Annotated in this window: 15 protein-coding genes, 4 tRNA genes and 1 pseudogene; 3 read left to right on the forward strand and 17 right to left on the reverse strand. The window is 62.9% G+C overall.

Features of this window, described 5'->3' with window-relative positions:
* Position 1 precedes the first annotated feature (1 nt).
* The 3 genes from DWX63_RS01035 (at position 2) to DWX63_RS01045 (ending at position 2,979) form a co-directional block, all read left to right on the forward strand.
* On the forward strand, positions 2-1,360 hold the full coding sequence (locus DWX63_RS01035) for an NAD(P)/FAD-dependent oxidoreductase (protein ID WP_117842540.1): 1,359 nt from the start codon (positions 2-4) through the stop codon (positions 1,358-1,360).
* Between the two features lie 3 nt (positions 1,361-1,363).
* Complete coding sequence (locus DWX63_RS01040) at positions 1,364-1,762, forward strand: DUF1667 domain-containing protein (protein ID WP_117639243.1); 399 nt, start codon at positions 1,364-1,366, stop codon at positions 1,760-1,762.
* A gap of 128 nt (positions 1,763-1,890) precedes the next feature.
* A complete protein-coding gene (locus DWX63_RS01045; protein ID WP_117842541.1) occupies positions 1,891-2,979 on the forward strand; it encodes a Xaa-Pro peptidase family protein in 1,089 nt (362 codons plus the stop codon).
* Between the two features lie 324 nt (positions 2,980-3,303).
* On the opposite strand, the gene DWX63_RS01050 is transcribed toward DWX63_RS01045, so the two are convergent.
* From DWX63_RS01050 to brnQ, 17 genes and pseudogenes are all read right to left on the reverse strand, one after another.
* Complete coding sequence (locus DWX63_RS01050; RefSeq protein ID WP_117842542.1) at positions 3,304-4,647, reverse strand: folylpolyglutamate synthase/dihydrofolate synthase family protein; 1,344 nt, start codon at positions 4,645-4,647, stop codon at positions 3,304-3,306.
* 246 nt (positions 4,648-4,893) lie between these two features.
* Positions 4,894-7,590, reverse strand: coding sequence for a valine--tRNA ligase (locus tag DWX63_RS01055; RefSeq protein WP_117842543.1), 2,697 nt, complete (start codon positions 7,588-7,590; stop codon positions 4,894-4,896).
* A gap of 211 nt (positions 7,591-7,801) precedes the next feature.
* A complete protein-coding gene (gene clpX / locus DWX63_RS01060) occupies positions 7,802-9,208 on the reverse strand; it encodes an ATP-dependent Clp protease ATP-binding subunit ClpX (protein WP_117842544.1) in 1,407 nt (468 codons plus the stop codon).
* 1 nt (position 9,209) lies between these two features.
* The gene (locus DWX63_RS01065; protein WP_022095182.1) at positions 9,210-9,830 is read right to left on the reverse strand and encodes an ATP-dependent Clp protease proteolytic subunit; all 621 of its coding nucleotides are present in this window, start codon (positions 9,828-9,830) and stop codon (positions 9,210-9,212) included.
* Between the two features lie 163 nt (positions 9,831-9,993).
* Positions 9,994-11,295: a trigger factor gene (gene tig, locus DWX63_RS01070; RefSeq protein ID WP_233514423.1), complete on the reverse strand. Its 1,302-nt coding sequence runs from the start codon at positions 11,293-11,295 to the stop codon at positions 9,994-9,996.
* Between the two features lie 88 nt (positions 11,296-11,383).
* Positions 11,384-11,467, reverse strand: a tRNA-Leu gene (locus DWX63_RS01075).
* Between the two features lie 140 nt (positions 11,468-11,607).
* Positions 11,608-13,818 carry a xanthine dehydrogenase family protein molybdopterin-binding subunit gene (locus DWX63_RS01080; protein WP_370445862.1) on the reverse strand — a complete coding sequence of 737 codons (2,211 nt, stop codon included), beginning with the start codon at positions 13,816-13,818 and terminating at the stop codon, positions 11,608-11,610.
* Positions 13,819-13,995: 177 nt separating this feature from the next.
* A pseudogene (locus DWX63_RS11650) lies at positions 13,996-14,439 on the reverse strand ((2Fe-2S)-binding protein); the annotation flags it as partial.
* A complete protein-coding gene (locus DWX63_RS01085; protein ID WP_199411050.1) occupies positions 14,439-15,341 on the reverse strand; it encodes a xanthine dehydrogenase family protein subunit M in 903 nt (300 codons plus the stop codon). The pseudogene DWX63_RS11650 and the gene DWX63_RS01085, both read right to left, overlap by 1 nt.
* 168 nt (positions 15,342-15,509) lie before the next feature.
* Complete coding sequence (gdhA, locus tag DWX63_RS01090) at positions 15,510-16,865, reverse strand: NADP-specific glutamate dehydrogenase (RefSeq protein ID WP_117842548.1); 1,356 nt, start codon at positions 16,863-16,865, stop codon at positions 15,510-15,512.
* 262 nt (positions 16,866-17,127) lie between these two features.
* Positions 17,128-17,224, reverse strand: a tRNA-Sec gene (locus tag DWX63_RS11180).
* A 216-nt stretch (positions 17,225-17,440) separates the two neighbouring features.
* Positions 17,441-19,411 carry a selenocysteine-specific translation elongation factor gene (selB, locus tag DWX63_RS01095; protein WP_117842549.1) on the reverse strand — a complete coding sequence of 657 codons (1,971 nt, stop codon included), beginning with the start codon at positions 19,409-19,411 and terminating at the stop codon, positions 17,441-17,443.
* The gene (gene selA, locus DWX63_RS01100) at positions 19,411-20,865 is read right to left on the reverse strand and encodes an L-seryl-tRNA(Sec) selenium transferase (RefSeq protein ID WP_158555287.1); all 1,455 of its coding nucleotides are present in this window, start codon (positions 20,863-20,865) and stop codon (positions 19,411-19,413) included. The genes selB and selA overlap by 1 nt, the downstream gene beginning before the upstream one ends.
* A 186-nt stretch (positions 20,866-21,051) precedes the next feature.
* On the reverse strand, positions 21,052-21,888 hold the full coding sequence (locus DWX63_RS01105) for a formate/nitrite transporter family protein (RefSeq protein ID WP_117800322.1): 837 nt from the start codon (positions 21,886-21,888) through the stop codon (positions 21,052-21,054).
* Positions 21,889-22,196: 308 nt separating this feature from the next.
* Positions 22,197-22,270: transfer RNA gene (locus tag DWX63_RS01110), tRNA-Gly, on the reverse strand.
* 6 nt (positions 22,271-22,276) lie between these two features.
* Positions 22,277-22,353: transfer RNA gene (locus DWX63_RS01115), tRNA-Pro, on the reverse strand.
* Between the two features lie 91 nt (positions 22,354-22,444).
* Positions 22,445-23,803 (reverse strand): branched-chain amino acid transport system II carrier protein, encoded by a 1,359-nt coding sequence (gene brnQ / locus DWX63_RS01120; RefSeq protein ID WP_117842551.1) that lies wholly within the window; start codon positions 23,801-23,803, stop codon positions 22,445-22,447.
* Between the last annotated feature and the right edge of the window lie 107 nt (positions 23,804-23,910).

Genomic DNA, 23,910 nt, shown 5'->3' on the forward strand with positions numbered 1-23,910 from the left:
GATGGCGGAATTCGGATCGAGCACGATTGATTGCGGCGTCGTAGAAGCCGTACAAACGCAAGTCTTTGACGTGGTCGTTATCGGCGGCGGCCCCTCCGGCATGGCGGCCGCGCTGGCCGCGCATAAGGCCGGAGCGCGCGTGGCCATCGTGGAGCGCGAGCAGCACCTGGGCGGCATCCTCCGCCAGTGCATCCACCCCGGCTTTGGCCTGTCGCACTTTAAACAGGAGCTCACCGGTCCTGAGTACGCGCAGCGCTTTATCGACCAGGTGCACGCAACCGACATTGCGCTGTTCCTGAACAGCATGGTGCTTGGGATTGATTCAGGCGAGCCTGCGGAAGACACTGCGGTCCATGCCGTCACGCTCATGAGCCCTGCCGGCATGCTGCAGCTCACCGGGCGCGCGGTCGTCCTTGCCATGGGCTGCCGCGAGCGCACCCGCAGCGAGATCAAGATTCCCGGTAGCCGTCCCGCCGGCGTATTTACGGCCGGCTTGGCGCAGCGATACATCAATATCGAAAACCTCAAACCCGGCTCGCGCGCCGTCATTTTGGGTTCGGGCGATATCGGGCTTATCATGGCACGTCGCTGCACGCTCGAGGGGATTTCGGTCGAGGGCGTGTACGAGCTCATGCCGTACGCCAACGGCCTGCGCCGCAATGTGAAGAACTGCCTGGACGACTTTGACATTCCGCTGCACCTGTCCACCACGGTCACGCGCGTGATCGGGCACGACCGCGTGGAGGCCGTCGAGGTAAGCCAGGTCGACGAGCGCCTGGCGCCCATTCCGGGGACCGAGCGCGTTGTTCCGTGTGACACACTGCTGCTTTCGGTGGGATTGATTCCCGAGAACGAGCTTTCGGTTGCCGCGGGCGTGGAGCTTGACCCACGCACGCGCGGCGCCGTAGTTGACCAGAGCCTCCAGACAGGCGTGCCGGGCATCTTTGCCTGTGGCAACGTGCTGCACGTGCACGACCTGGCCGACAACGTGACGACCGAGTCCGAGCACGCCGGTGCAGCCGCGGCGGCGTACGCGCTGGGTGGCGGGGCCGAAACGAACGCGGTCGCGGACACGAGCTGCGAGCTCACGGTCTCCCCTGCCGGCATTGCGGGCTACGCGCTGCCGGGACGCATTACGGCTGTGGCGCTCACCAAGCTCAACTTCCGCGTACGCCGGCCGGTCGATACCGCTCGAGTACGCATCTTGGCCAACGGCGAAGAAGTGTTTGCGGGCAAAGTCCGCGCGTTTAAACCGAGCGTCATGGAAAGCTTCCCGCTGCCGGCTAAGGTGATTCAACGCGCACTCGACCTGGGTGCCAGCGAAATCGTCCTGTCCGTCGATCCCGTTGAGGAGGCATAGCTCATGAGTACGAATGTGACCGAGACGCTGCAGTTCAACTGCACCACCTGCCCATCCGAGTGCCTCCTGACCGTAGAGGTGGAGCACGACGCCAATGGCACCGTGGTGGAAGTGCGCTCCGTAACCGGTAACAACTGCCCGCGCGGCGATACGTTCGCACATCAGGAGCTCACCTGCCCCATGCGCGTGCTCACAACGACCGTGGCCGTCTCCGGCGGCGACGAAGCCCTACTCCCCGTCCGCACGGCCGAAGCCATCCCGCTAGAACTCCACGCCCAAGCCATGAACCTCATCCGAGGCCTAGTCGTCAACGCCCCCATCCGCATGGGCGACGTCGTGCTGGAAGATCTTCTCGACACCAACATTGACCTAGTCGCCAGTATGGACATCGACCCAGCCTAAGAAGCAAATTTGGGACGGGCTCTTTTAGCTGCTTTTGCAAGGAGTGTCCCGAAGTGCCGGCATAAAAGGAACGTCCCTATGTGCCGGGCTTGGGATACCATGGTGGCAGCCTAGCGAAAGGATGTTTCATGGCACATGTCGATGACCAGCGCGTGGCGCGCGTGCTCGATGCGCTCGAGGCTCAGCACCCCGGTGCGCAGCTGCTCGTGAATGACCCGTGGTCGATCTATTACCTAACCGGCTTTTATGCCGATATGTTCGAGCGTTTTTGCGGCGTGCTGCTCGCGCGCGGTGCCGAGCCGGTGATCCTAGTCAACGCCCTGCACCAGCTGCCAGAGTATGACAATGCCCGCGTTGCCTACCACACCGATACCGACGTCGTGACCGACGCCATCACTCGCGAGGTCGATCCGACCAAACCGCTCGGCATCGACACCGTCATGCGCTCCGGCTTTTTGATGCCGCTCATGGAGCGCCACGCCGCCAGCGAGTTTTTCCTGGGTGACTTTGCCGTCACCGCCGCACGCACCTACAAAGACGCTACCGAGCAGGAGCTTATGCGCGCGTCCTCGGCCGCCAACGACGCCGTGATGGCCGACGCCATCAAGCTCGTCCATGAAGGCGTGACGGAGCGCGAAATTGCCGATCAGATGCTCGGTCTGTACCGCAAGCACGGCTGCGAGGGCTTTAGCTTTCCGCCCATCGTGAGCTTTGGCGCCAACGCCGGCGACCCGCATCACGAACCCGACGACACCGTGCTCAAGCGCGGCGACGTGGTGCTGTTCGACATTGGCGGACGCCGCTGCAACTATTGCTCGGACATGACGCGCACGTTCTTTTGGGGCGAGCCGGACGAGGAAACCGCACGCATCTACGATATCGTGCGCCGCGCCAACGAGACCGCCGAGGCGCTCATCGCACCGGGCGTGCGCATGTGCGACCTGGACCGTGCCGCGCGCGACGTGATTGAGGACGCGGGCTACGGCGAATACTTTACGCATCGCCTGGGTCACTCGATCGGCCTGCAGGACCACGAGCCGGGCGACGTCTCGCTCGTCAACGAGCAGGTCGTAGAGCCGGGCATGACGTTCTCCATCGAACCGGGCATCTACCTCCCCGACCGCACCGGCGTCCGCATCGAGGACCTGGCCCTGGTGACCGAGAACGGCGTCGAGATTCTCAACGCCTACCCCCACGACCCAGTCCGCCTAGACTAGCCCCTTCCCAATAGCCCCTCAATAAGTTGCGGTGGAATAGTTCCCAGATGGGCCCACGTAGGCAAAATCCAGGAACTATTTCACCGCAACTGCCAAGGGGGCAAGTCGATCAATTTGAAAGCCTAGAGCTGCGCCACGAAAACGGCCTATCTACTACGTTTAACCCGCATGGGTCGACCATGCGGGTCTTTTTTGAAAATCTGCAAGACTTCTACCTGCGGTTTTAATTTCACAAGTCTCGGCGTGGTCGAGGGCAGTCGATTAAACGTAGTAAATAGGCCCATTTCCTGGCGAGCAGCCCAAATTAGCTACCCACGGGTGGGGTTAGCGCAGCAGCCTCGCCACTTCGCCGGCTAGGGTGATTGTGCCGGCGGCTACGAAGGGCTCGCCCGCGGCATCGAAGGCGGCGAGAGTCTCGGATACACTAGGGTACACACCTGCGAGCTTATCGGCGTCCACCAGGGCAGCGAGCTCCTCTGCCGGTAGGGCGCGATCGGAATCGGTCTGCGTTACGACTACACGCGGGAAGGCCGGAATCAGCACGTCAACGATACCCGCCACGTCCTTGTCGGCAAGCGCGGCGCACAGCAGCGTGGGGCGATTCTCCACGCACGGGTCGATCTCATCCAGTGCGCTCACAAAGTTCTCGCAGCTCTGAGGGTTATGGCAGGCATCAATCAGCTTGAGCGGATCGGTTCCCAGCACATCAAAGCGACCCGGCGTGGGGCAGCCCATAAGCGAAGCATCCAGTGCCTCGTGGTCGAGCTCGCGACCCAAATACCCCTCGCACAGCATAATCGCGCACGCGGCATTCTGCGGCTGATAGGCCGGCTTGACCATGCTCGACGTATAAATCGCGCGCGGCGTGGTGCAGCTAAACTCAACCGTATCGCCCACATGCGCCGGCACCTTGGTCGTGGCGTGGCTCACCACGAGCGGCACGACGCCGCACTCGCGGCAACGGGCATCCATCACGCGCTGAACGCTCGCCTCGTGCGTGCCCTCGCCCAGCACAACCAAGCGCCCGGGCTTGATGACCGCGGCCTTCTCCCCCCCAATTGCCTCGAGCGTGTCGCCCAAAATGCGCGTGTGGTCGAGCCCGATGCCGGTGATGGCAACGGCGACGGGATCGGTCGCACTCGTGGCGTCCCAACGGCCGCCCATGCCAACCTCGAGCACAGCAACATCTACCGCGGCCTCGGCAAACACCACCAGTGCGGCAGCCGTCAGCAGGTCAAACGGCGTGATGGTATAGGCGCGCTCCCCCGCCGCTACACGACGAGCATTCACGCGATGCCCCGCCTCGACGGCGGCAGAAACGCCACGGGCAAAGGCCTCGTCGCTCACAACGCGCCCATCAACCTCCATGCGCTCGGGATAGCGCACAAGCTGCGGAGACGTATACAGTGCGGTCTTTAACCCCTCACCACGAAGGATGGCAGCCGAAAAACGCGTGGTCGAAGTCTTGCCATTGGTACCGGCAACCTGAATGCAATCGAAATACTCGTCCGGACGTCCCAGCTCATCGAGCATATCGACAACCGTCTCAAGCAGAGGCCCAGCATCCCCAGAAATCCGCCCCGTATCAGCAGCAAGCCCAACAGCCTCATCAAACGAAAGCAAATCAAACTCAAAAGGAACGGTATACAAGCCAGAACGCTTAGGCATTTTTAGAACCGCCATTCATAGAAAAATAAAACAGTATAGGTTGAGGATAGTCAGCGAAAACGCCTCTGATGAGCCAAGGTGCCGTGAAACAAGGGCGCATAGGGCTTATGCCCATGCGCCCGAAGTTGAACGGCAGATTGGCCATCAGAGGCGTTTGCAGCGTCGAGTCAGCCGCCGTTCGTTAGAACGGCGGAATAGGTGTCCGCAGTAGCGAGCAAAGCGTCGGGACGCGCCCCCGAGTAAACCTTACGAGAAGTCAGCAACCTGAGCAGTCAGCGCCGCCAGGATCTCCTTGAGCTCAGCTGCACGGTCCCTCTTCTTCTGGACCACCGCGGGCGCGGCCTTAGCCACAAAGCCCTCGTTGGCGAGCGTCTTCTCGCAGCCGGCAAGCTCCTTCTGGGCCGCGGCGATCTCCTTCTCCAGACGTGCCTTCTCGGCCGAAAGGTCAACCTTGCCCTCGAGCACCACAAAGACCTCGACGCCGCTGTCGACCACGGCAATGCTCGCGGCCGGCTTCTCAACGTCAGTGCCCATAACCAGCGAAGCCGTGTTGGCCAGCGGCTCAATCGTGGAGCGCAGGCTCTCGAGCTTCTCGATATCCTCGGCGCCGGCGCGCACGACAACGTCGAGCTCCGCCTTGGGGCTTAAGCGATAACGCGAACGGGTGGCACGGGCGGCAGACACGACGGCACGGCACAGCTCAAACGCGCGCTCGGCGGGCTCGTCGACGTACTTGGCGTAGTCGGCGGGCTCGGGCCACTTGGCGATCATGAGCGCCTCGGCGCGGTCCACGTTGCCCTCGGCGTCCAGGTCGAGCACACTCGCCGGCATGTTGTCCCAGATCTCCTCGGTGACAAACGGCATGAGCGGGTGCATCAGACGAATGGAGGTATCGAGCACAAAGATCAGGTTGCGTTGAGCCTGCAGACGCCCCTCGCCCTTCAGGCGGGCCTTGGTGACCTCGACGTACCAGTCGCAGACCTCGTTCCAGAAGAACTGCTGCACGCCGCGGGCCATGTCGCCAAAGGTGTAGTTCTCGATGCCCTCGGTGACCATCTTCACGGCCTTGGCCAGGCGGCTGAACATCCAGGCGTCGGCCGGCGTCTCCACGACGGGCTCGCCGGGCGTGTAGCCCTCCATGTTCATGAGCAGGAAGCGGCTGGCGTTCCAGATCTTGGTCACAAAGCTCTTTGCCTGGTCGGTACGCGGGCTGTCGATGAGCTTCTTGGTCTTCTTGTCGATGTTCGCGTCGAACTTAACATCCTGGTTGTTGGTACACAGCGTGAGCAGGTTGTAGCGCATGGCGTCGGCGCCGTACATGCCAATGAGGTCCATGGGGTCAACACCGTTGCCTTTGGACTTGGACATGCGGCTGCCGTCCTTGGCCAGGATCGTCGGGTAGATGACGACGTCCTTAAACGGCACCTCGTCCAGGAAGTACAGCGAGCTCATGACCATGCGGGCGACCCACAGCGCGATGATGTCGCGTGCGGTGACGAGCGCCGTCGTGGGATGATGGCCCTCGAGCAGCTCCGGCTTTTGCGGCCAGCCCTGCGTGGCGAAGGTCCACAGCTGCGAGCTGAACCAGGTGTCCAGCACGTTCTCGTCCTGATGGACGTGATGGCCGCCGCACTTGGGGCACACGTCGGTGTCCTCGGTAAGGGCGTCCTCCCAGCCGCAGTCCTCGCAGTAGAACACGGGGATGCGGTGGCCCCACCACAGCTGGCGGCTGATGCACCAGTCCTTGAGGTTCTCCATCCAGGTGGTGTAGGTCTGCGTCCAGCGCGCGGGGTGGAAGGTGACCTTGCCGGAGTTAACGGCGTCGAGTGCCGGCCCCTTGAGCTTGTCGACGGCCACAAACCACTGCTCGGACAGCCACGGCTCCAGCGCGGAGTCGCAACGGTAGCAGTGCATGACGGAGTGGTCGAGCTCTTCGACGTGGTCGAGCAGGTCGTGCTCCTCGAACCACTTGATGACCGCCTCGCGGCACTCGTCGCGGTTCATGCCGGTGAACTCGCCATAGCCCTCGACGACCACAGCGTGCTCGTCGAAGATGTTGATCTGCGGCAGATCGTGGGCCTGACCCATGGCGTAATCGTTGGGGTCGTGGGCCGGGGTAACCTTGACAAAGCCGGAACCGAAGTTGGCGTCGACATGCCAATCCTCAAAGATGGGGATCTCGCGGTCGACGATGGGGAGCTTGACGGTCTTGCCCACGAAGGCGGCCTTCTCGGGGTCCTTCGGGGAGACGGCAACGCCCGTGTCGCCGAGCATGGTCTCGGGGCGCGTGGTGGCGACGACGATGTAGTCCTGGCCGTTGACCGGCTCGGTCAGCGGGTAGCGCAGGTGCCACAGGTGGCCCTTCTCGTCCTTATACTCAGCCTCGTCGTCCGAGATGGCGGTGGTGCAGTTGGGGCACCAGTTGACGATGCGCTTGCCGCGATAGATCAGGCCGTCATGGTACCAGTCACAGAAGACCTTACGCACAGCCTGGGCGTAATCCTCGTCCATGGTGAAGCGCTCGTTGTCGAAGTCGACGGAGCAGCCCATGCGCTTGATCTGCTCGACGATGATGCCGCCGTACTCGTGGGTCCAGTCCCAGCAGGCGTCGACAAACTTATCGCGACCGATCTCCAGGCGGCTGATGCCCTCGCTCTTGAGCTTCTTGTCGACCTTGGTCTGCGTGGCGATACCGGCGTGATCGGTGCCCAGCACCCAGCGCGTGGACTTGCCGCGCATGCGGGCCATACGGACGATGGCGTCCTGGATGGAGTCGTCGGTAGCGTGACCCATGTGGAGCTTGCCGGTCACGTTGGGAGGCGGAATGGTGACGGTGCAGTCGCCCACGCCCTCGCGGCGCTTGTAGTAGCCGCCGTCGAGCCACTTCTGCAGGATCGCCGGCTCGTTGGTCGACGGATCGTAGTTCTTGGGCATCTCTTCCATATATCTCTCCCTGTCCCGCCGGGGAGGAATGTAGGCCCGCCAGGGTCTGCATTCCTCCCCTTAGGTATCGATTACTTCAGTCTGATATGACTTCGCTGAGGCTTAAACAAACACACAGAATAACACAGGTAGTTGGGGTTATTGCGTATATATAAAATAGCCTCCGACCGCGGATGGTCAGAGGCTATTTGCAAGCACGTTTTTGGCTGGTTTAGCCGTAGATGCGCTGGGGCTGTTCTTCGCCCTTTACGGAGGCTTCGGTTACGACGACCTTGGCTACGCCTTCCTCGCTGGGGAGGTCGAACATCGTCTGCTGAAGCACGTCCTCGCAAATGGAACGCAGGCCGCGGGCGCCGGTCTTGCGGGCGAGCGCCATACGGGCGATCTCATGAAGGGCCGCGGCCTCAAACTCAAGCTCAACGTCCTCGAGCTGGAACATCTTGCGGTACTGACGCACCACGGCGTTCTTGGGCTCGGTCAGAATCGACACCAGGTCGTCCTCGTCGAGCGCCTGCGTCTGGGTGACAACGGGCGTACGGCCCACGAACTCGGGGATCATGCCAAAGGCGTTGAGGTCCTGCGGGAGCACCTGACGCAGCAGGTCGTTCTCGTCGACCGAGGTGGGGCCGGCGATCTCGGAGTTAAAGCCCACGCCCTTGTTGCCCACGCGGTCGGCGATGATCTTGTCCAGACCCACAAAGGCACCGCCGCAGATAAACAGGATGTTAGTCGTGTCGATCTGCAGCAGCTCCTGCTGGGGATGCTTGCGGCCACCGGTAGGCGGAACGCTGGCCACCGTGCCCTCAAGAATCTTAAGCAGCGCCTGCTGCACACCCTCGCCCGAGACATCGCGGGTAATGGAGAGGTTCTCGGCCTTGCGGGCAATCTTGTCAATCTCGTCCACGTAGATAATGCCCACCTGAGCGCGCTCAATGTCGCCATCGGCAGCATTGATGAGCTTGAGCAGGATGTTCTCCACGTCCTCGCCAACATAACCAGCCTCGGTGAGCGCGGTGGCATCGGCGATGGCAAACGGCACCTCGAGGATGCGCGCGAGCGTCTGGGCCAACAGGGTCTTGCCGGTACCGGTGGGACCGAGCAGCAGGATGTTGGACTTGGCGAGCTCCACCTCGTCCATGTCATCGTCAAGCTGCGAGTCCAAACCGTCGTCAAAGGCCGAAAGCGCAGCACCGCCCTCGATGACGCGGCGGTAATGGTTGTACACGGCAACCGACATGGCGCGCTTGGCGTCCTCTTGGCCCATGACATAAGCCGAAAGCTCGTCATAGATCTCGTGCGGCGTCGGCACGTGCGTGATGACCTGGCGGTCGTCCTCGAGCTCAAAGCCCTCGGCCTCGGGGTCCACGGCGGGCTGACCGGCAGCCTGGCCGTGATCGTTGAGGAAGCCCGGCAGCTTGCCGTTGCGGGCAGCGTCCATAAAGTCCGAAGCCAGCGACTCCTCCAAGATCTCAGAGCAAGCGGCGACGCACTCGTCACAGATAAAGATGTTGGTCGGACCCTTTACGAGGCGACGGACCTGCCCCTGCTCTTTTCCGCAGAAGGAGCAGCGGATGGGGTTGCCATTCTCGTCAAAGTTGTCCTGCATGTTTCCTGCCATCCTAGGCGTCCTTCGCGGCGAGATCGCGCGAGGTGACGATACGGTCGATCAGGCCGTAGTCGAGGGCCTCGGCAGCGGTCAGGTAGTTGTCGCGCTCGGTATCGGCCTGGACCTTCTCGATGGGCTGGCCCGAGGCATCGGACAGGATCTGATTGAGCTCGCGGCGGGTCTTCTTGATCTCCTCGGCAACGATCTCGATCTCGGTCTGCTGGCCCTGGGCACCGCCGCTGGGCTGGTGAATCATGACCTTGGAGTGCGGCAGGCAGAAGCGCTTACCCTTGGCGCCAGCCGAAAGCAGCACGGCGGCCATGGACGCAGCCATACCGACGCAGATGGTGGAGACCTGCGGCTTGATAAAGTTCATGGTGTCAAGAATCGCCAGGCCGGAGTAAACCTCGCCGCCGGGCGAATTGATGTAGAGCGAGATATCCTTCTCGGCATCCTGGCTCTCAAGATGCAGCAGCTGGGCAACGACCAGGTTGGCGCTGACGGAGTTGATCTCCTCGCCCAAGAAGATGATGCGGTCGTTGAGCAGGCGCGAATAGATATCGTAGCTGCGCTCGCCGCGCGGCGTCTGCTCGATAACGTATGGCACGAGGGCGGAATCGAACTTAGCGATCATACGTATCTCCATTTCTCTCTTGCGGACCAAATTGGTTCTAGATAAACGTACGGTGCCCGCATGCTATGCATTGGCTGGCACCGTACGAAGCAACCGGATAACCGGTGTATAACTTTACCCCATCACAGGCGCACGCATGCGCTCGCGGGCAAGGTGGCGAGAATTACTCGGCGTCCTTGGCGGTCTCGTCGACCTCGGTCACCTTGGCGTTCTCGACCAGGTGGTCGACGGCCTTGGAGCGACGGATGGACTCACGGACGGCAGGCATGCGACCATCGGCGATGAACTCGGCCTTGGAAGCCTCGACGTCCTTGACGCCGGCCTTCTCGAACTCGGCGTTGATGTCGTCCTCGGTGACCTCAATCTTGAGCTCACGGGCGAGGGCGTCGAGCGCCAGGGACTCACGGGCAACGTCGTTGGCCTGCTTGTGCAGGTCGCCGATGAACTGCTCCATGGTCAGGCCGGAAGCGGGCAGCCAGGTGTCCAGCGTCATGCCGCGGGCAGCGAGGTTGGACAGGAAGTTCTGGCCAAGCTCCTCAAAGACGGACTGCTCGTAGTCGGCATCCATCTCGTCGAGCTGCAGGCGCTCGGCGAGAGCGGAGACGCAACGGTTCTCCTTCTCGGCCGGGAGGCGGGAAGCCTTGTCCTGCTCGATCTCGATCTTGATGGCGTCGCGCATAGCGTCGATGCTGTCGAAGCCAAAGTCGGACTTGACGAGCTCGTCGGTGAGCTCGGGGGTGTTGCGGACCTTGATGCCCTTGACGGTGACCTCGACGGTGTGGGTCTCGGCCTCCTCGCCCTCCTCGGCCTCGTCGGTCCAGGTGACGGACTTGACGTCGTCAACGTTGGCGCCGATCAGAGCCTCGTTGAACTCGGCGGGGTTGCTGTCGCTACCGGCGATGAGCATACGGCCCTCGGCGGCGAAGTTATCGGCGTTCTCGACGGCCTTGAGGTCGACGGTGACGTAGTCCTCGGCCTCGACGGCGCGACCCTCGACGCCCTCGAAGGTGGCACGGTAGTTGAGAAGCATCTCGACCTGGTTGTTGATCTCGGACTCGGTGACCTCCGCGGGAGGCATCTCGATCTCGACGGCGTCGAAGGAGGAGAGCTCGGCGGCGGGACGCAGAGAGAACTCGACGGTGTAGGTGTAGTCCTCGTGATCCTTGGCGAGGTCGAGCTCCTTGTAGTCACCGTTCTTGGTGGGGACGATGTCCAGCTCGTTGAGGACGGCGGGCTCGTTGGCGGCGATCAGGTCGTTGGTGGCCTGAGCGAGGGTAGCCTCGGCGCCAAGAGCGGAGTCGATGACCGGACGGGGAGCCTTGCCGGCACGGAAGCCCGGGAAGCGGTACTTCTTGGCGGTGTCCTTGTAGGCCTTCTTGATCGCGGCGTCGACGTCGGCGGCCGGGATGGTGACCGTAGCGGTGAGCTTGGCGTCCTTGACGTCAGAAGCGGTGATGTTCAACACGTTCCTCCTCATACTGCCCAGCTTATCTGAGGTGCTGGTACCTTTATGCAACAAAGAGTCGCGACGGCCGAAGCCGACGCAGATGCGTTGGTGCGGGCGAAAGGACTCGAACCTTCACGGGAATCCCACCAGAACCTAAATCTGGCGCGTCTACCAATTCCGCCACGCCCGCATGAGCGCACAGATTAGGAATGATAGCAGATACGAGCGGCAAGCGCACGCACACCTTTTACAGGCTCACGACCTCACCACGAGTGCAAAAGGCGGGGCGAGTTGTCCCGTCCCGCCAACTACGACTTGTTCGCTGACCCGCTACTCCCCCAGCAGAGCCTTCTCGGGCGTGATCGGCAGCGAGCGAACCTGGTTGCCGGTGGCGTGTGCCACGGCCGAGGCAACGGCGGCGAGCGGCGTGTTGATGACGACCTCGCCGATCGACTTGGCGCCAAACGGGCCCGTCGGCTCGTAGCTCGGCTCAAAGGCCACGCGAATGCTGCCGATATCCAAGCGCGTGGGCAGCTTGTAGCTCATAAAGTTGCCGGTGCGCAGGCGGCCGCGGTCGTCGTGCTCGACAATCTCGTAGAGCGCGTGGCCGATGCCCTGGGCAATGCCGCCCTCGGCCTGGACGCGCGCGAGCGCCTCATTGATCACGGTGCCGCAGTCGACGGCCGCCGCATAGTCCACCACAGTCACCTTGCCGGTGGCCTTGTCGACCTCGACCTCGGCAATGCCGGCCATAAACGGCGGAGGCGAAACGGGCAGGCAGGCAGAGGCATGCGAGGTCAGCGCGTCGCCTCCCGCGATGTTCTTGACGCACAGGTTGGCAAAGTCACGCAGCGTGAGGTAGCGGTTCTGCTCGCGCGCGGCACGCTCGTCGGACAGGCGCACGTACTGGCCATCAAAGACCACGTCGGCGGCGTCCACGTCCCACATCTGGGCGGCCTTAGCGCAGATCTTCTCGCGCAGCTCGGTCGCGGCGTTCTTGGCTGCCAGGCCCGTCACGTACGTACCCGAGCTCGCGTACGAGCCGGCATCGAACGGCGACACGTCGGTGTCCACGCCGCGCACCACAATGAGCGAGCTCTCCACGCCCAGCTCCTCGGCGGCAATCTGCGCCAGGATCGTGTCGACGCCCATGCCGTTATCGGTGGCGCCGGTGCCGATGGAAATGAAGCCGTCCTCTTCCAGGCGCATGTCGATGCCGGCGATATCCACGTTGGAAATGCCCGAGCCCTGCATGGTGAGCGCACAGCCCAGAGCACGCACGCGGTCGCCCAGGTCGACGGCCAGCGGCTTGTCGCGCCAACCGATCATGTCCATCGCGCGCAGCAGGCAGCGGTCGAGTGCGCAGGCGTTGAGCTTTTCGTTGTAGTACTGCGTCATGATCTCGCCCTCGCGCACGATGTTCTTAAGGCGCAGGTCGGCGGGGTCCATGTGCAGCATGTCAGCGAGCTCGTTGACGGCACTCTCCACGGCAAACTGGCCCTGGGTGGCACCGTAGCCGCGATACGCGCCGCCGCGGTTGGTATTGGTGTAGACAGCGTCCCAGCTAAAGCGGCTCGCCTTCACGTGGTTGTAGATGGGCAGGCTTTTGTGGCCCGAAAGGCCGATCGTCGTGGTGGCGTGCTCGCCATAGGCGCCGGCGTTGGACAGCGTGTGCAGGTCGATGGCCGTGATGGTGCCGTCGTTCATGGCGCCCAGCTTAACGGTCATCTGCATCTGGTGGCGCGAGTTGCCCGCAGTGATGGTCTCCTCACGGGTGTAGCAGCAGTAGCTCGGACGGCCGGTCTGCTGCGTCACAAACGCAACGAAGATCTCGCAGCAGCCCGTCTGCTTGGAGCCAAAGCCACCGCCGATGCGCGGCTTAATGACCTGCACCTGCGACTGCGGAATGTCGAGCGACTGCGCGACCATGCGGCGCACGTGGAAGGGCACCTGCGTCGAGGTGGTCACGGAGATGCGCCCAAACGCGTCGGTCGTCGCGAAGGCGCGGAAGGTCTCCATGGGCGCGGTCTGCGTGGCCTGGCTGGTGTAGGTGCGCTCAAAGACGATGTCGCTCTGGGCGAAGGCCTCGTCCAGGTCGCCAAAATCGCTGGTACCGCTGCACACCAGGTTGCGCGGGACATCGCCGCCCTGCGGGAACATAAAGGTCACGTCGCCCTCGGGGTGGACCACGATATCGTTATCGAGTGCCTGGGTAAAGTCGAGCAGGGGCTCGAGCACCTCATAGTCGACCTTGATGAGCTTGAGCGCCTTGTCGGCAGCCTCCTCGGTCTCGGCAGCGACGATCGCCACCTCCTCGTTTTGGTAGCGCACAAGGTTCTCGAGAATCAAACGGTCGTAGGGACTCGGCTGCGGATAGCTCTGACCGGCGATAGTAAAGCGGCGCTTGGGCACGTCCTCGTAAGTGTAGACGCCCACGACGCCGGGCACCTTCAGGGCGCGCGACGTATCGATGGAGCGGATCTTGGCGCGGGCATAGGGGCTGCGCTTGAGTTTGACGATCAGGGCCCCGGCGGGCACCATATCGCCCGTGTAGACGGGACGGCCCTCGAGCAGCGCCTTCGAGTCCTTCTTGGGCTGCTTATGGGTGATCTGCTTGTACGAGACACCGTCGCAGCTGGTGTCGTTGACCGGCAGTTCGGGCATCTCAAAGCCCACCTGCACGCCGGACTCGTTGAGGAAGCGGACAATGGCGCGCAGCTGGCTCTCGTAGCCGCTGCAACGGCAGAGGTTGCCGGCGAGCTGGCGCGACAGCTCCTCGCGCGTGGCGACGAGGCTCGGGTCCTCCTTGGCGGCGCGGGCAAGCGCCAGCACGTTCATGATAAGGCCGGGGGCGCAAAAACCGCACTGCTCGGCGCCTTCGGCAGCCATCGCGCGGGCAAGCGCCTCGGACTCGGCCTTGAGACCCTCGAGCGTGGTGATGGTGTGGCCCTCAACGCGGGCGGCGGGAACCGAGCAGCTCAGCACCGGGTCGCCGTCGAGCCACACCGTGCACAGGCCGCAGTTGGTGGTCTCGCAGGCGCAGCGCACCGACGCACAGCCCTGCTCGCGCAGCAGCGCAAAGAGCATAGTGTCGGGGGCAATCTGAACCTTGACCTTACGGCCGTTGAGCGTAAAGGAAAGATCGATGAGTTTGGTAGCCATTAGCGCACCTCGCTAGAATCGACGCCGGGCACGCGGCGGCAGGAATACTCGTCCGTGGCAAACTTAGGAATCTGCACGGTCTCGAGCTCGCGGGCAAGCGCGGCAGAAAGCTCGATGCCGGCGGCACGACGCACGGCCTGGACGGCGAGCGGTGCCGAGATGCGACGGCGGTACTCGACCGAGCCCCACAGGTTGGTTCCGTAGCTCAGGGCACGCACGGATGCAGCAAGGGCGCGAAGCTCGTCCTCGGAAGGATGCTCGTTCACCAGGCCGCACGCCTCGCCCTGCAGCAGAGTCGCGCGCAGCGGGCGGGCGCCCACGGTGACGTGCCAGGTGCTGTCCCACCAGGCGGCGGTGACGTTCAGCGAGGGGAAGTCGGTCGCGGCCTTGCGCACGGCCTCGTAGCTCGCGCGGTAATCATGCTTGACGACCACGACGTGCTCGATCACGTCGCGCACATAGCCCATATCCACGAACTCCGCGAGCGGCACGCGACCGGCGCCCGTCAGCTCAACATAGGAATCGAGCGCGAGAAAGGCGGAGAGAACGTCCGAGAAGCCAAAGCGGCCGTAGATGCTGCCGCCCACCGTGGCGGTGTTGCGCAGCTGCACGCCCACGATGTCGTGGACGGCGAACTCAAAGACATTATTGACAAGCGCGTTGAGCCCGGCATGACGCTCGAGCTGGCGCAGGGTGCACATGGCACCGATGCGAAACTCGGTCTCGGTCTCCTCGATATGATCGAGTCCGCAGGCCGAAAGGTCAATCGCCGTCGCCACACGACGCGAACCCAGGCGCATCCAGATGCCGCCGCCCACAATCTTGTTGTTGCGGTTCTTCTGCAAGAGCTCATAGGCTTCGGCCGCGTTTCCAACACGGACGTAGGTACCGAACTTGAGCACGTTCTCCCCCATCTCTTCACTTGTCCAGTACCTTTAAGTGTACCAAACGAGGGGGCACAGCTCGTGTCGGGACAAAATGAACCGTTTTCCTCCGTCGCATGCGGATCAAAAAAAGGCTCCCAGCCAAGATGACTGGGAGCCTTCTGCGATGCTATGTCGAGCGACAATTTAGCAGACGCCCTGGGCGAGCATGGCGTCTGCGACCTTCAGGAAGCCGGCGATGTTGGCGCCCATGACGAAGTTGCCCTCCTCGCCGTACTCCTTGGCGGTGTCGTCCACGTTGTGGAACATGCCGCGCATGAGCTGCTCGAGCTTGCCGTCGACCTCCTCGAAGGTCCAGGACAGGTGCTCGGCGTTCTGGCTCATCTCCAGGCCGGACACGAGCACGCCACCGGCGTTGGCAGCCTTGCCGGGCATAAAGGCGACGCCGTTCTCCTGGAAGTAGGTCGTGGCCTCGATGGTCGTGGGCATGTTCGCGCCCTCGCCGACCACCTTGCAGCCGTTGGCGACGAGCGCCTGGGCGTCCTCGAGCAGCAGCGTGTTCTCGCGAGCGCAGGGCAGCGCGATGTCGCAGGGAAGCTGCCACACGCCACGGCCGTCGCCCTCGTGCCACGTGGCATTGGGCTTCTCGTCGACGTACATAGCGAGCGTGACGCCCTTGTCGTGGCCAGAGCGCTTCTTGTTATAGACATGCTCGAGCACGGTGTAGTCGATGCCGTCGGGGTCCTCGACCCAGCCGTGGGTGTCGGAGCAGGCCAGCACCTTGCCGCCGAGCTGGGCGACCTTCTGGACCGCGTAGATGGCGACGTTACCGGAGCCGTGAACGACGACGTTCTTGCCCTCGAAGGACTCGCCGCGGCTCTTGAGGTACTCGTCCACAAAGTAGACCAGACCGTAGCCGGTGGCCTCGGTACGGGCGAGCGAGCCGCCAAAGGAGAGGCCCTTGCCGGTAAGGACGCCGGTCCACTCGTTGGTCAGGCGCTTGTACTGACCGAACATGTAGGCAACCTCGCGGCCGCCAACGCCCAGGTCGCCGGCGGGAACGTCGGTATTGGGGCCAATATGGCGATAGAGCTCGGTCATGAAGGACTGGCAGAAGTGCATGATCTCGTTGTTGGACTTGCCCTTGGGGTCAAAGTCGGAGCCGCCCTTGCCGCCGCCCATGGGAAGGGTGGTCAGGCTGTTCTTGAGGATCTGCTCCAAGCCCAGGAACTTGAGCATACCCAGGGTGACCGTCGGGTTAAAGCGCAGACCGCCCTTGTAGGGTCCAATGGCAGAGTTGAACTCGACACGATAGCCGCGGTTGACCTGGACCTTGCCCTGGTCATCGACCCAGGGGACACGGAACATAACGATGCGCTCGGGCTCGACGAGGCGCTCAAGCAGGGCGGCCTCCTCGTACTCGGGATGGGCGTCGAGCGCCGGCTGGATGGTGCCGAGGATCTCGGTCGCGGCCTGGATGAACTCAGGCTGCTCGGGATAGCGGGCCTTGAGCTCGTCGAGAACTTTCTGCGTGTAGCTCATGCTTCCTCCAATGATAGGAAACGAAAAGTGTCGGTCGCGGCACCCTGTGCGCCGCGAACTTTATCGTGTATGGATAATATCGCACTGTTGCGGGAAAGTTTCGCATAAGCAGACGAGCAGATGTTTCGTTTTGATTACGATGCAGGTAGAGGCGTTTTTGAGTGCCTGACGTGCAAAACCCGTGTTTCAAACCTGTTTCGTCCACGTGGTCCATACCACCACAAAGAGGACGGGCACCTTTGTGGCGGTTGGCAGGATGCGTTGGCGGGAACGTATGTGAATCGAACACATCCAAGACGTTTTGCACGCCTCACAACGGTTTTGAGGACCGCGGGGCCCACCGGAGCCCATCCGTTCCCAAACGTGGCGGTATTTTACCAAACGCGCAGTGTCGCGCCACGAAAACGGCCCATCTACTACGTTTAACCAGCAAGGGTTAACCATACCCACTTTTTCGTAACATCGGCAAGTCGTCTACCTGCGGTTTTACTTTTACAATTTTTGGTATGGTCGAGGGTAGTCACTTAAACGTAGTAGATAGGCAGGTTTTGTGGCGGACAGTGATACGACAACCCCTAACGAAGCGATCTGAGGCCGCCGGCCTCCTTGTCGAGCGTCGTAAAACGCACCGCATCCAGATGCTCCAAGATGCTGATGGCTCGTTTGCGCGACACGCCTAGGGCCTCGCGCAGCACACTCGTCGTGGCAACGCCGCCAGCAGCCTCGATAGCCGCGGCGACGACCTCACGTGCATGGGCCTCGGCGGCGGCAGACAAGGCAACGTCGCGTTCGATCTTAACGATCGCGCGGTTGAGCGAAAGCCCGCGCAGGGCACGCGTCATGGTGTCGCGATCGAGCTGCAGACGCTCACCCACCTCGGGCAGCGTCGCCGCACCGAGACCCGCCTCGTCGAGGGCGGCCACGATGCGCTGGCTCGCCTCGCGCACCACACGTATCGCCGCAGCGGCAGAGTGCGGGTCGAACACCTCGGCACCGTCGACGGTGCACACGCCGCGCGCACAGCCCTCGAGAACGAGCGCGGACGCGACGTCTTCGCCCGCTGTCGGCCAGGCGGCATGCGCGACCTCGCCCGGCGTGAAACCCGTCTGCTTGGGCGCGGCCCCGTGCATGGCGGCCAGCGTGACGGAGAGCGTGGCGAGGGCGGCATCGAGCACAGCGGGGGCGGCATAGAGCTCCTCGGTCGAGCGCTCGGCACGAAGCGCCACGGCGTGACCCGAGGAAACCGCCCCGTGCAGGAGCGCAGCCGCCTCGGCACCCGAAAGATCGAGAGCACGGGCTGCGGCCGCGGCAGGCACGGGCAGGCGCTGCAGCCCCAACCATGCGGCAACGGCGGCGGCGCGGTCGTCGGCATCCAGGGCCCCGAGCAGCGCACACTCGCCCGCGGAGAGGACGCGCGAGCGGCGACACCGCGAAAGAAGAACACGACCGCCGCCGATAAGCACCACCGGCGAGAACGCGAGCACAATGAGGCCGTCGCCCGATCGCACGGGAAGGCGCTCCTCCAGACGGACCTGCACGATGCGGGTCTCGCCAACCTCAATGGGTCCCTCACCCTCCATGAGCATGATACGGCCAAGGACCTCCGCCGTACCCGCCATCACATGAACGCGCGTACCGGACCCGAAGGGCGCGGGCTTGGTGCCCTCGCGCCCCAGATACGTGAAGCGGGCGATGAGCCTGAGCGTCGAGCCCTCAGCACCAGACCCGCAGAGGACCTCGCCACGCGGAAGGTCGCCCGCACCGTCGCCCACGATGTTGAGCGCCGCGCGCTGTCCGGGCAACGCCCGAGGAGTATCACCATGCACCTGAATCGCGCGCACGCGGCAGCGCACGCCCGCGGGACATGAGACGAGCTCGTCGCCCACCGCTACGGGGGCATCGTGAAGCGTGCCCGTGACGACCGTCCCGGATCCCTTGATGGTGAAGCAGCGGTCGATGGGCAGGCGCGGGGCCAGACCGGGGCGCACCGGGCGGGATGCGGCATCGGCCAGGAAAGAGTCGATGGCGGCATCGAGGGCAAGGCGAACGTCCTCGATGCCCACGCCCGTGCGCGAGGAAACAGGCACCACGGGCGCATCGGCAAAGACGGTATCGCTGAGGAAGTCCATCACGTCGAGCTCGGCGAGCTCCGCCGTCTCGTCATCGGCCAGATCGCGCATCGTGAGCGCCACCACGAGGTGTCTCACGCCCAACAGCTCCAGCACGTGAACGTGCTCGCGGGTCTGCGGCATCACGCTCTCAACGGCAGAAACAACCAGCAACGCAACGTCCACGCCGGTGGCGCCCTGCACCATGGCGCGCAAATAGTGCGCATGCCCGGGCACGTCAACCAAGCCGACAAGCTTGCCGCTGGGAAGCTCGAGCTCGCCAAAGCCGAGCTCAGTGGTCATGCCTCGGCGCCGTTCGACCTCCAGACGGTCGGGATTTTTGCCGGTCAGCGCCTCGATAAGGGCCGACTTTCCGTGGTCGACGTGTCCTGCTGTTCCAACGACAACGGGACACTCGACAAGCTCAAGCGCGGTCATCAACGCAAACCCGCCCGCACGGCATCCACCAACGCAGACGCACACAGGTCAAGGTCGGTGTCGCGCAAAAGCGTGCGAACGTCAAAAAGTACCTGGCCATGCTGCACGCGCGTCACGACCGGCGTATCGGGCTCCTGTACCATAGCGCGCTTTAGGCCATCGGCGGACAGGCACCCATCGGCGGGGCAAACGGCAACGCAAAAAGTTGGGAGCTCGACAGTCGGCAGCGAACCGCCGCCGGGAGCAGAGGCGCCCTCGACAACCTGCAGCTCCACCGCCTCCTCGAACTGAGAGTCGCGAAGCTTGCGCAGCATGCGGTCATGCAGGCGCTTGGCCTGACGCTCGAGCGGAGCCGGCGCAGCGGAAAGCATGTTGAGCACCGGGATCTCACGATGTGCCGTATCGGGACCGGCCACATACAGACGCAGGGTGGCCTCGAGCGCCGCGAGCGTGAGCTTACCGGGGCGAAGCGCGCGCATAAGCGGATGAGAGGCGCAGGCGGCAATTGCCTGGGCGCTGCCGAGAATAATGCCTGCCTGCGAGGCGCCGAGCAGCTTGTCACCCGAGCACGAGACGACGTCAACGCCGGCGCAAAGCGAGGCGGACGTGGGCTTCTCCCCCGCATCGGCGAGCACCCCGTCTGCAAGCAAAGCGCCCGAGCCCTGATCCTCGTACAGCAACAGCCCGTGCTCATGCGCCAGCGCAGAAAGCTCCGCCACGGAAACCTCCTCGTGGAAGCCCTCGATACGGTAGTTGGAAGGATGGACTTTGAGGATCATCGCCGTGTTGGGCGTAATGGCGCTTCGATAATCGTCCAGATGCGTGCGGTTGGTGGAGCCCACCTCGACAAGCTTGGTACCCGAAGCCGCCATGATGTCGGGGATACGGAAACTGCCTCCCACCTCGACAAGCTCGCCGCGGCTCACGATGACCTCTTTGCCGAAGGCATGCGCGGCAAGCACCAACAGCACCGCGGCGGCATTGTTGTTGACAACTAAGGCGTCCTGCGCCCCCGTGAGCGTGCGCAGCAGACGCGCGGCATGCTCTTTTCGGCCCCCGCGAGCGCAGGTTGAGACGTCATACTCAAGCGTGCTGTAGCCTCGGGCGACATCGGTCACCGCCTGCACCGCCGCGGGAGCGAGCGGAGCGCGGCCCAGATTGGTGTGAATCACAACGCCCGTCGCGTTGACGGCAGGGCGCAGGGTCGGCAGCGACAGGCGATGGGTCCGCTGCTCAATTGCCAAGGCGAGCTCGCGCTTGTTCCTTGCAGGGGCGCCGGAGCGAATCGCCGCGCGCTCGGCATCGAGCTCGGCGTCAATCGCCTCGCGTACCATCGTGTCGCCTGCATCGCCAGCAGCCTTCATGACCGGCCACTCGGCAAGCAGCTCGTGAACGGCGGGAATGGAACGCAGGCGGCCGCGCACCTCGGCAGACATGGATTCGCAGTCGCTCATGAAAAGCCTTTCGACATGTTCAATAAAAAGCTGGTCCCCCGCGATCGTCATCGGGCAAATAAATACCGGCGCGCACGCAAAAGGGACAGGTCCATTATGGCAGCTCGTGACAAGACGTCGAAGCGCCTCGTCTAAAACCTGCCAAAATAAACCTGTCCCTTTTTGGTCGGTTATGGCTTGGTGGCTTTAGGCCTCCTTATTGGCGTAGATAAACCAGTAGCCCAGCGCCACGATCAGGGCGCCACCCACGATATTGCCCAGCGTGGCGACCGTAAGGTTGAGCGCCAACCCGGCAGCGTTGAGGGCATCGGCGCCAGCGACATCGGCTCCATAGCCGCAGGAGTGCATCAAAATGCCCATGGGCAAAAAGTACATGTTGGCAACGCAGTGCTCAAAACCGCAGGCTACAAAGGCAGCGATGGGCAGCAAAATGCCCACGACCTTGTCGACCACGGTCTTGCCGGCAGTGCCGATCCATACGGCCAGACACACAAAGATGTTGCACAGAATGCCGCGGAAGAAGATGGTAACGGCGCCGATCGTAACCTTACCGGCGGCGACACTCACCATGGTGTTGGCGACGGCCTCGCCGTTGAGTTTGTAAATGGCTGCCATGTAAATCAAAAAGACAACGAACAGGGCGCCGGCAAAGTTGCCGATCCACACAATAGCCCAAGCCTTGAGCATCTGGACGAGCGTGATCTTTTTGCTCTTAAGCGCGCAGACCATAAGCGAGTTGCCGGTAAACAGTTCCGCGCCGCAAATGAGCACGAGCACCAGTCCCAGGCAAAAAGCAAGACCGCCCACGAAGCGCTGGGCGCCCCAGCCAAGCGTGGGATCGCTCAGAAAGACCGTGAAGAACAGGCCGCCGAAGGCGATGAACGCGCCGGCGAACATGGCGAGCAAAAAGGCCTTCGAGACCGGCAGGTTGGCCTTGGTAACGCCTGCGGCCTCGGTCTTCGCCTCGATCGCGGCGGGCGCCAGGCAATCGGAGGTGGGGTATTCTGCCTTGCTCTGTGCCATGGAAATCACTTCTTTCTTACGATTCGGGACAAACGCTCCTGGTTCATTTGCCCCGCGAGGTCGGACGGTATAAAAATAAACGCGAGCCAAATTAGCATATTGGCCTGCGATTATATAGCTTGGAGCGGGCGACGGGAAGTCCAAGGATTTGCTTCGCTGCGGGCCTTCGGCCCTTGCGTGCTGCGCTGGAAAATGCTCACGCATTTTCTCAGCTCCGCACCCTGGCGGATTCGATTCCCGTCGCCCGGCGCGTAAACGAAAACAGCTCTGATCCCCAAAGGAAACCAAAGCCGTTAAAACAATTCTTATGGAGCGGGCGACGGGAATCGAACCCGCGTCATCAGCTTGGAAGGCTGGGGTTCTACCATTGAACTACGCCCGCAAGATATGGTCGGGACGACAGGATTTGAACCTGCGACATCCTGCTCCCAAAGCAGGCGCGCTACCAAACTGCGCCACGTCCCGAAGGTGTTGAGCAGCTAAGGTCTAAACCTTGCGTGTCCCAAAGCGAAGGAAATTATAGGGGAGACTCCCCGCCTGTGCAAGCGACGATACCCTAGCTCCTCGAATGTACGACAAACCAGCTGTGGAGCAGGCCGATCACAAACGCCACCACGGCAACCGGCGCCCACGCGGCTCCAATGTCTGCCAGCGGCAGCGCATCGAACGGCAGCCACGCGCCCGTAAAGAACGCATCGCGGACCGAGGTAATCACGCTCTGCACTGCGACAACGCCGCCGACCCAGACCCACACCTGCGGATGCGCGTCGCAAAAACCGTGCACCAGACCCATAAGCACCAGCACGATGGCGACGGGGTACAGGGCGTTGAGCATGGGCACCGAGAACATAAGAATCACGTCGATGCCCACGTTGGAAAGCACGCACGAAAACGCCGCGAACACAAAGGCGAGAACAGCAAAGGGACGACGCATGGCCTCCTCGGAAGCCTCCGCTCCCCCTTTGACCACATACGTCTCGCAGAAATAGCGCGAACAGCAGCTGATAAGGCCAATGCACACGTTCATGCAAGCGAGGAAGAAGATCGCAAAGACCACGACCGTGCCGGCGAGGCCAAAGTGCATAGAGGCGGAACGGGCGAGGATGGCGGCACCGTTGGTGGCATCGGGCATCACGGTGCTGAGCTGCGCGCCGGCAAGGCCCAAGCCGCAGTAGATGATGGCCATGAGCACACCAGCGATCACGCCGGAGCGCGAAATCTCGAAGGCAACGCGCTTGTCATCGGTAACACCCAGCTCGTGGATGGTCTCGGCGATGATGATGCCAAAGGCGAGCGACGCGAGCAGGTCCATGGTCTGATAGCCGGTCAAAAAGCCCTGTACGGCAGCGCCAGCATTATAGGGAGCCTGCGGCGCGGCAGCGGAGCCCAGCGGCGAGACCACAGCGGCACCCACGACCAATACGATAAGGGCAATGAGCGCGGGGCCCGTAATGCGGCCGAGCACGCGCGTGATGACGCCGGGGCGCAGCGTGAGCGCAAACGCGATGATAAAGAATCCAACGGCAAACACCAGGCGTGCCGTGCTGAGCGAGACGCCCTCGGGCAGCAGCGGCACCAGCATCTCGAAGGCCGTGGAGCTCGTGCGCGGAATGGCCAGGCACGGGCCAATGGCCAGATACACCGCCGCAACAAAGAACTCGCCAAACTTGGGGTGCACGCGGCCGGCAAGCTCGCGCGCCGTTCCGGCAAGCGCAACGGCGATAAAGCCCATGACGGGCAGGCCGATGGCGGCAATGAGAAAGCCAAGCATGGCAACCGGCGTGGCAGAGCCTGCCTGCAGCGCCAGCAGCGGCGGGATAATAAGGTTGCCGGCGCCAAAGAGCATCGAGAACAGGGCGATGCCGACGGTGAGGACATGGTCGGAGCGCAGACCGCGCGGGGCGGATGAAGCCATGGGACCACCTTTCGGGTCGAATCAAAAACGGGACGGGCACAAGACCCGTCCCGCAAGTATATACGCTTTAGCAGGCTAAATCGCGCACAGCTTCAATCTAGCCACCC

Origin of the sequence: Collinsella sp. AF20-14LB (assembly GCF_003459505.1) — a bacterium.
Taxonomy (GTDB): domain Bacteria; phylum Actinomycetota; class Coriobacteriia; order Coriobacteriales; family Coriobacteriaceae; genus Collinsella.

Bases quoted from the DNA above. Each gene is read 5' to 3' on its own strand.
- DWX63_RS01055 (WP_117842543.1), bottom strand. From the start codon at position 7,590: ATGGAAGAGATGCCCAAGAACTACGATCCGTCGACCAACGAGCCGGCG.
- DWX63_RS01045 (WP_117842541.1), top strand. From the start codon at position 1,891: ATGGCACATGTCGATGACCAGCGCGTGGCGCGCGTGCTCGATGCGCTC.
- DWX63_RS01040 (WP_117639243.1), top strand. From the start codon at position 1,364: ATGAGTACGAATGTGACCGAGACGCTGCAGTTCAACTGCACCACCTGC.
- gdhA (WP_117842548.1), bottom strand. From the start codon at position 16,865: ATGAGCTACACGCAGAAAGTTCTCGACGAGCTCAAGGCCCGCTATCCC.
- brnQ (WP_117842551.1), bottom strand. From the start codon at position 23,803: ATGGCTTCATCCGCCCCGCGCGGTCTGCGCTCCGACCATGTCCTCACC.
- selA (WP_158555287.1), bottom strand. From the start codon at position 20,865: ATGAGCGACTGCGAATCCATGTCTGCCGAGGTGCGCGGCCGCCTGCGT.
- DWX63_RS01065 (WP_022095182.1), bottom strand. From the start codon at position 9,830: ATGATCGCTAAGTTCGATTCCGCCCTCGTGCCATACGTTATCGAGCAG.
- DWX63_RS01105 (WP_117800322.1), bottom strand. From the start codon at position 21,888: ATGGCACAGAGCAAGGCAGAATACCCCACCTCCGATTGCCTGGCGCCC.
- DWX63_RS01080 (WP_370445862.1), bottom strand. From the start codon at position 13,818: ATGGTGCCCGCCGGGGCCCTGATCGTCAAACTCAAGCGCAGCCCCTAT.
- DWX63_RS01050 (WP_117842542.1), bottom strand. From the start codon at position 4,647: ATGCCTAAGCGTTCTGGCTTGTATACCGTTCCTTTTGAGTTTGATTTG.
- clpX (WP_117842544.1), bottom strand. From the start codon at position 9,208: ATGGCAGGAAACATGCAGGACAACTTTGACGAGAATGGCAACCCCATC.
- DWX63_RS01035 (WP_117842540.1), top strand. From the start codon at position 2: ATGGCGGAATTCGGATCGAGCACGATTGATTGCGGCGTCGTAGAAGCC.
- selB (WP_117842549.1), bottom strand. From the start codon at position 19,411: ATGACCGCGCTTGAGCTTGTCGAGTGTCCCGTTGTCGTTGGAACAGCA.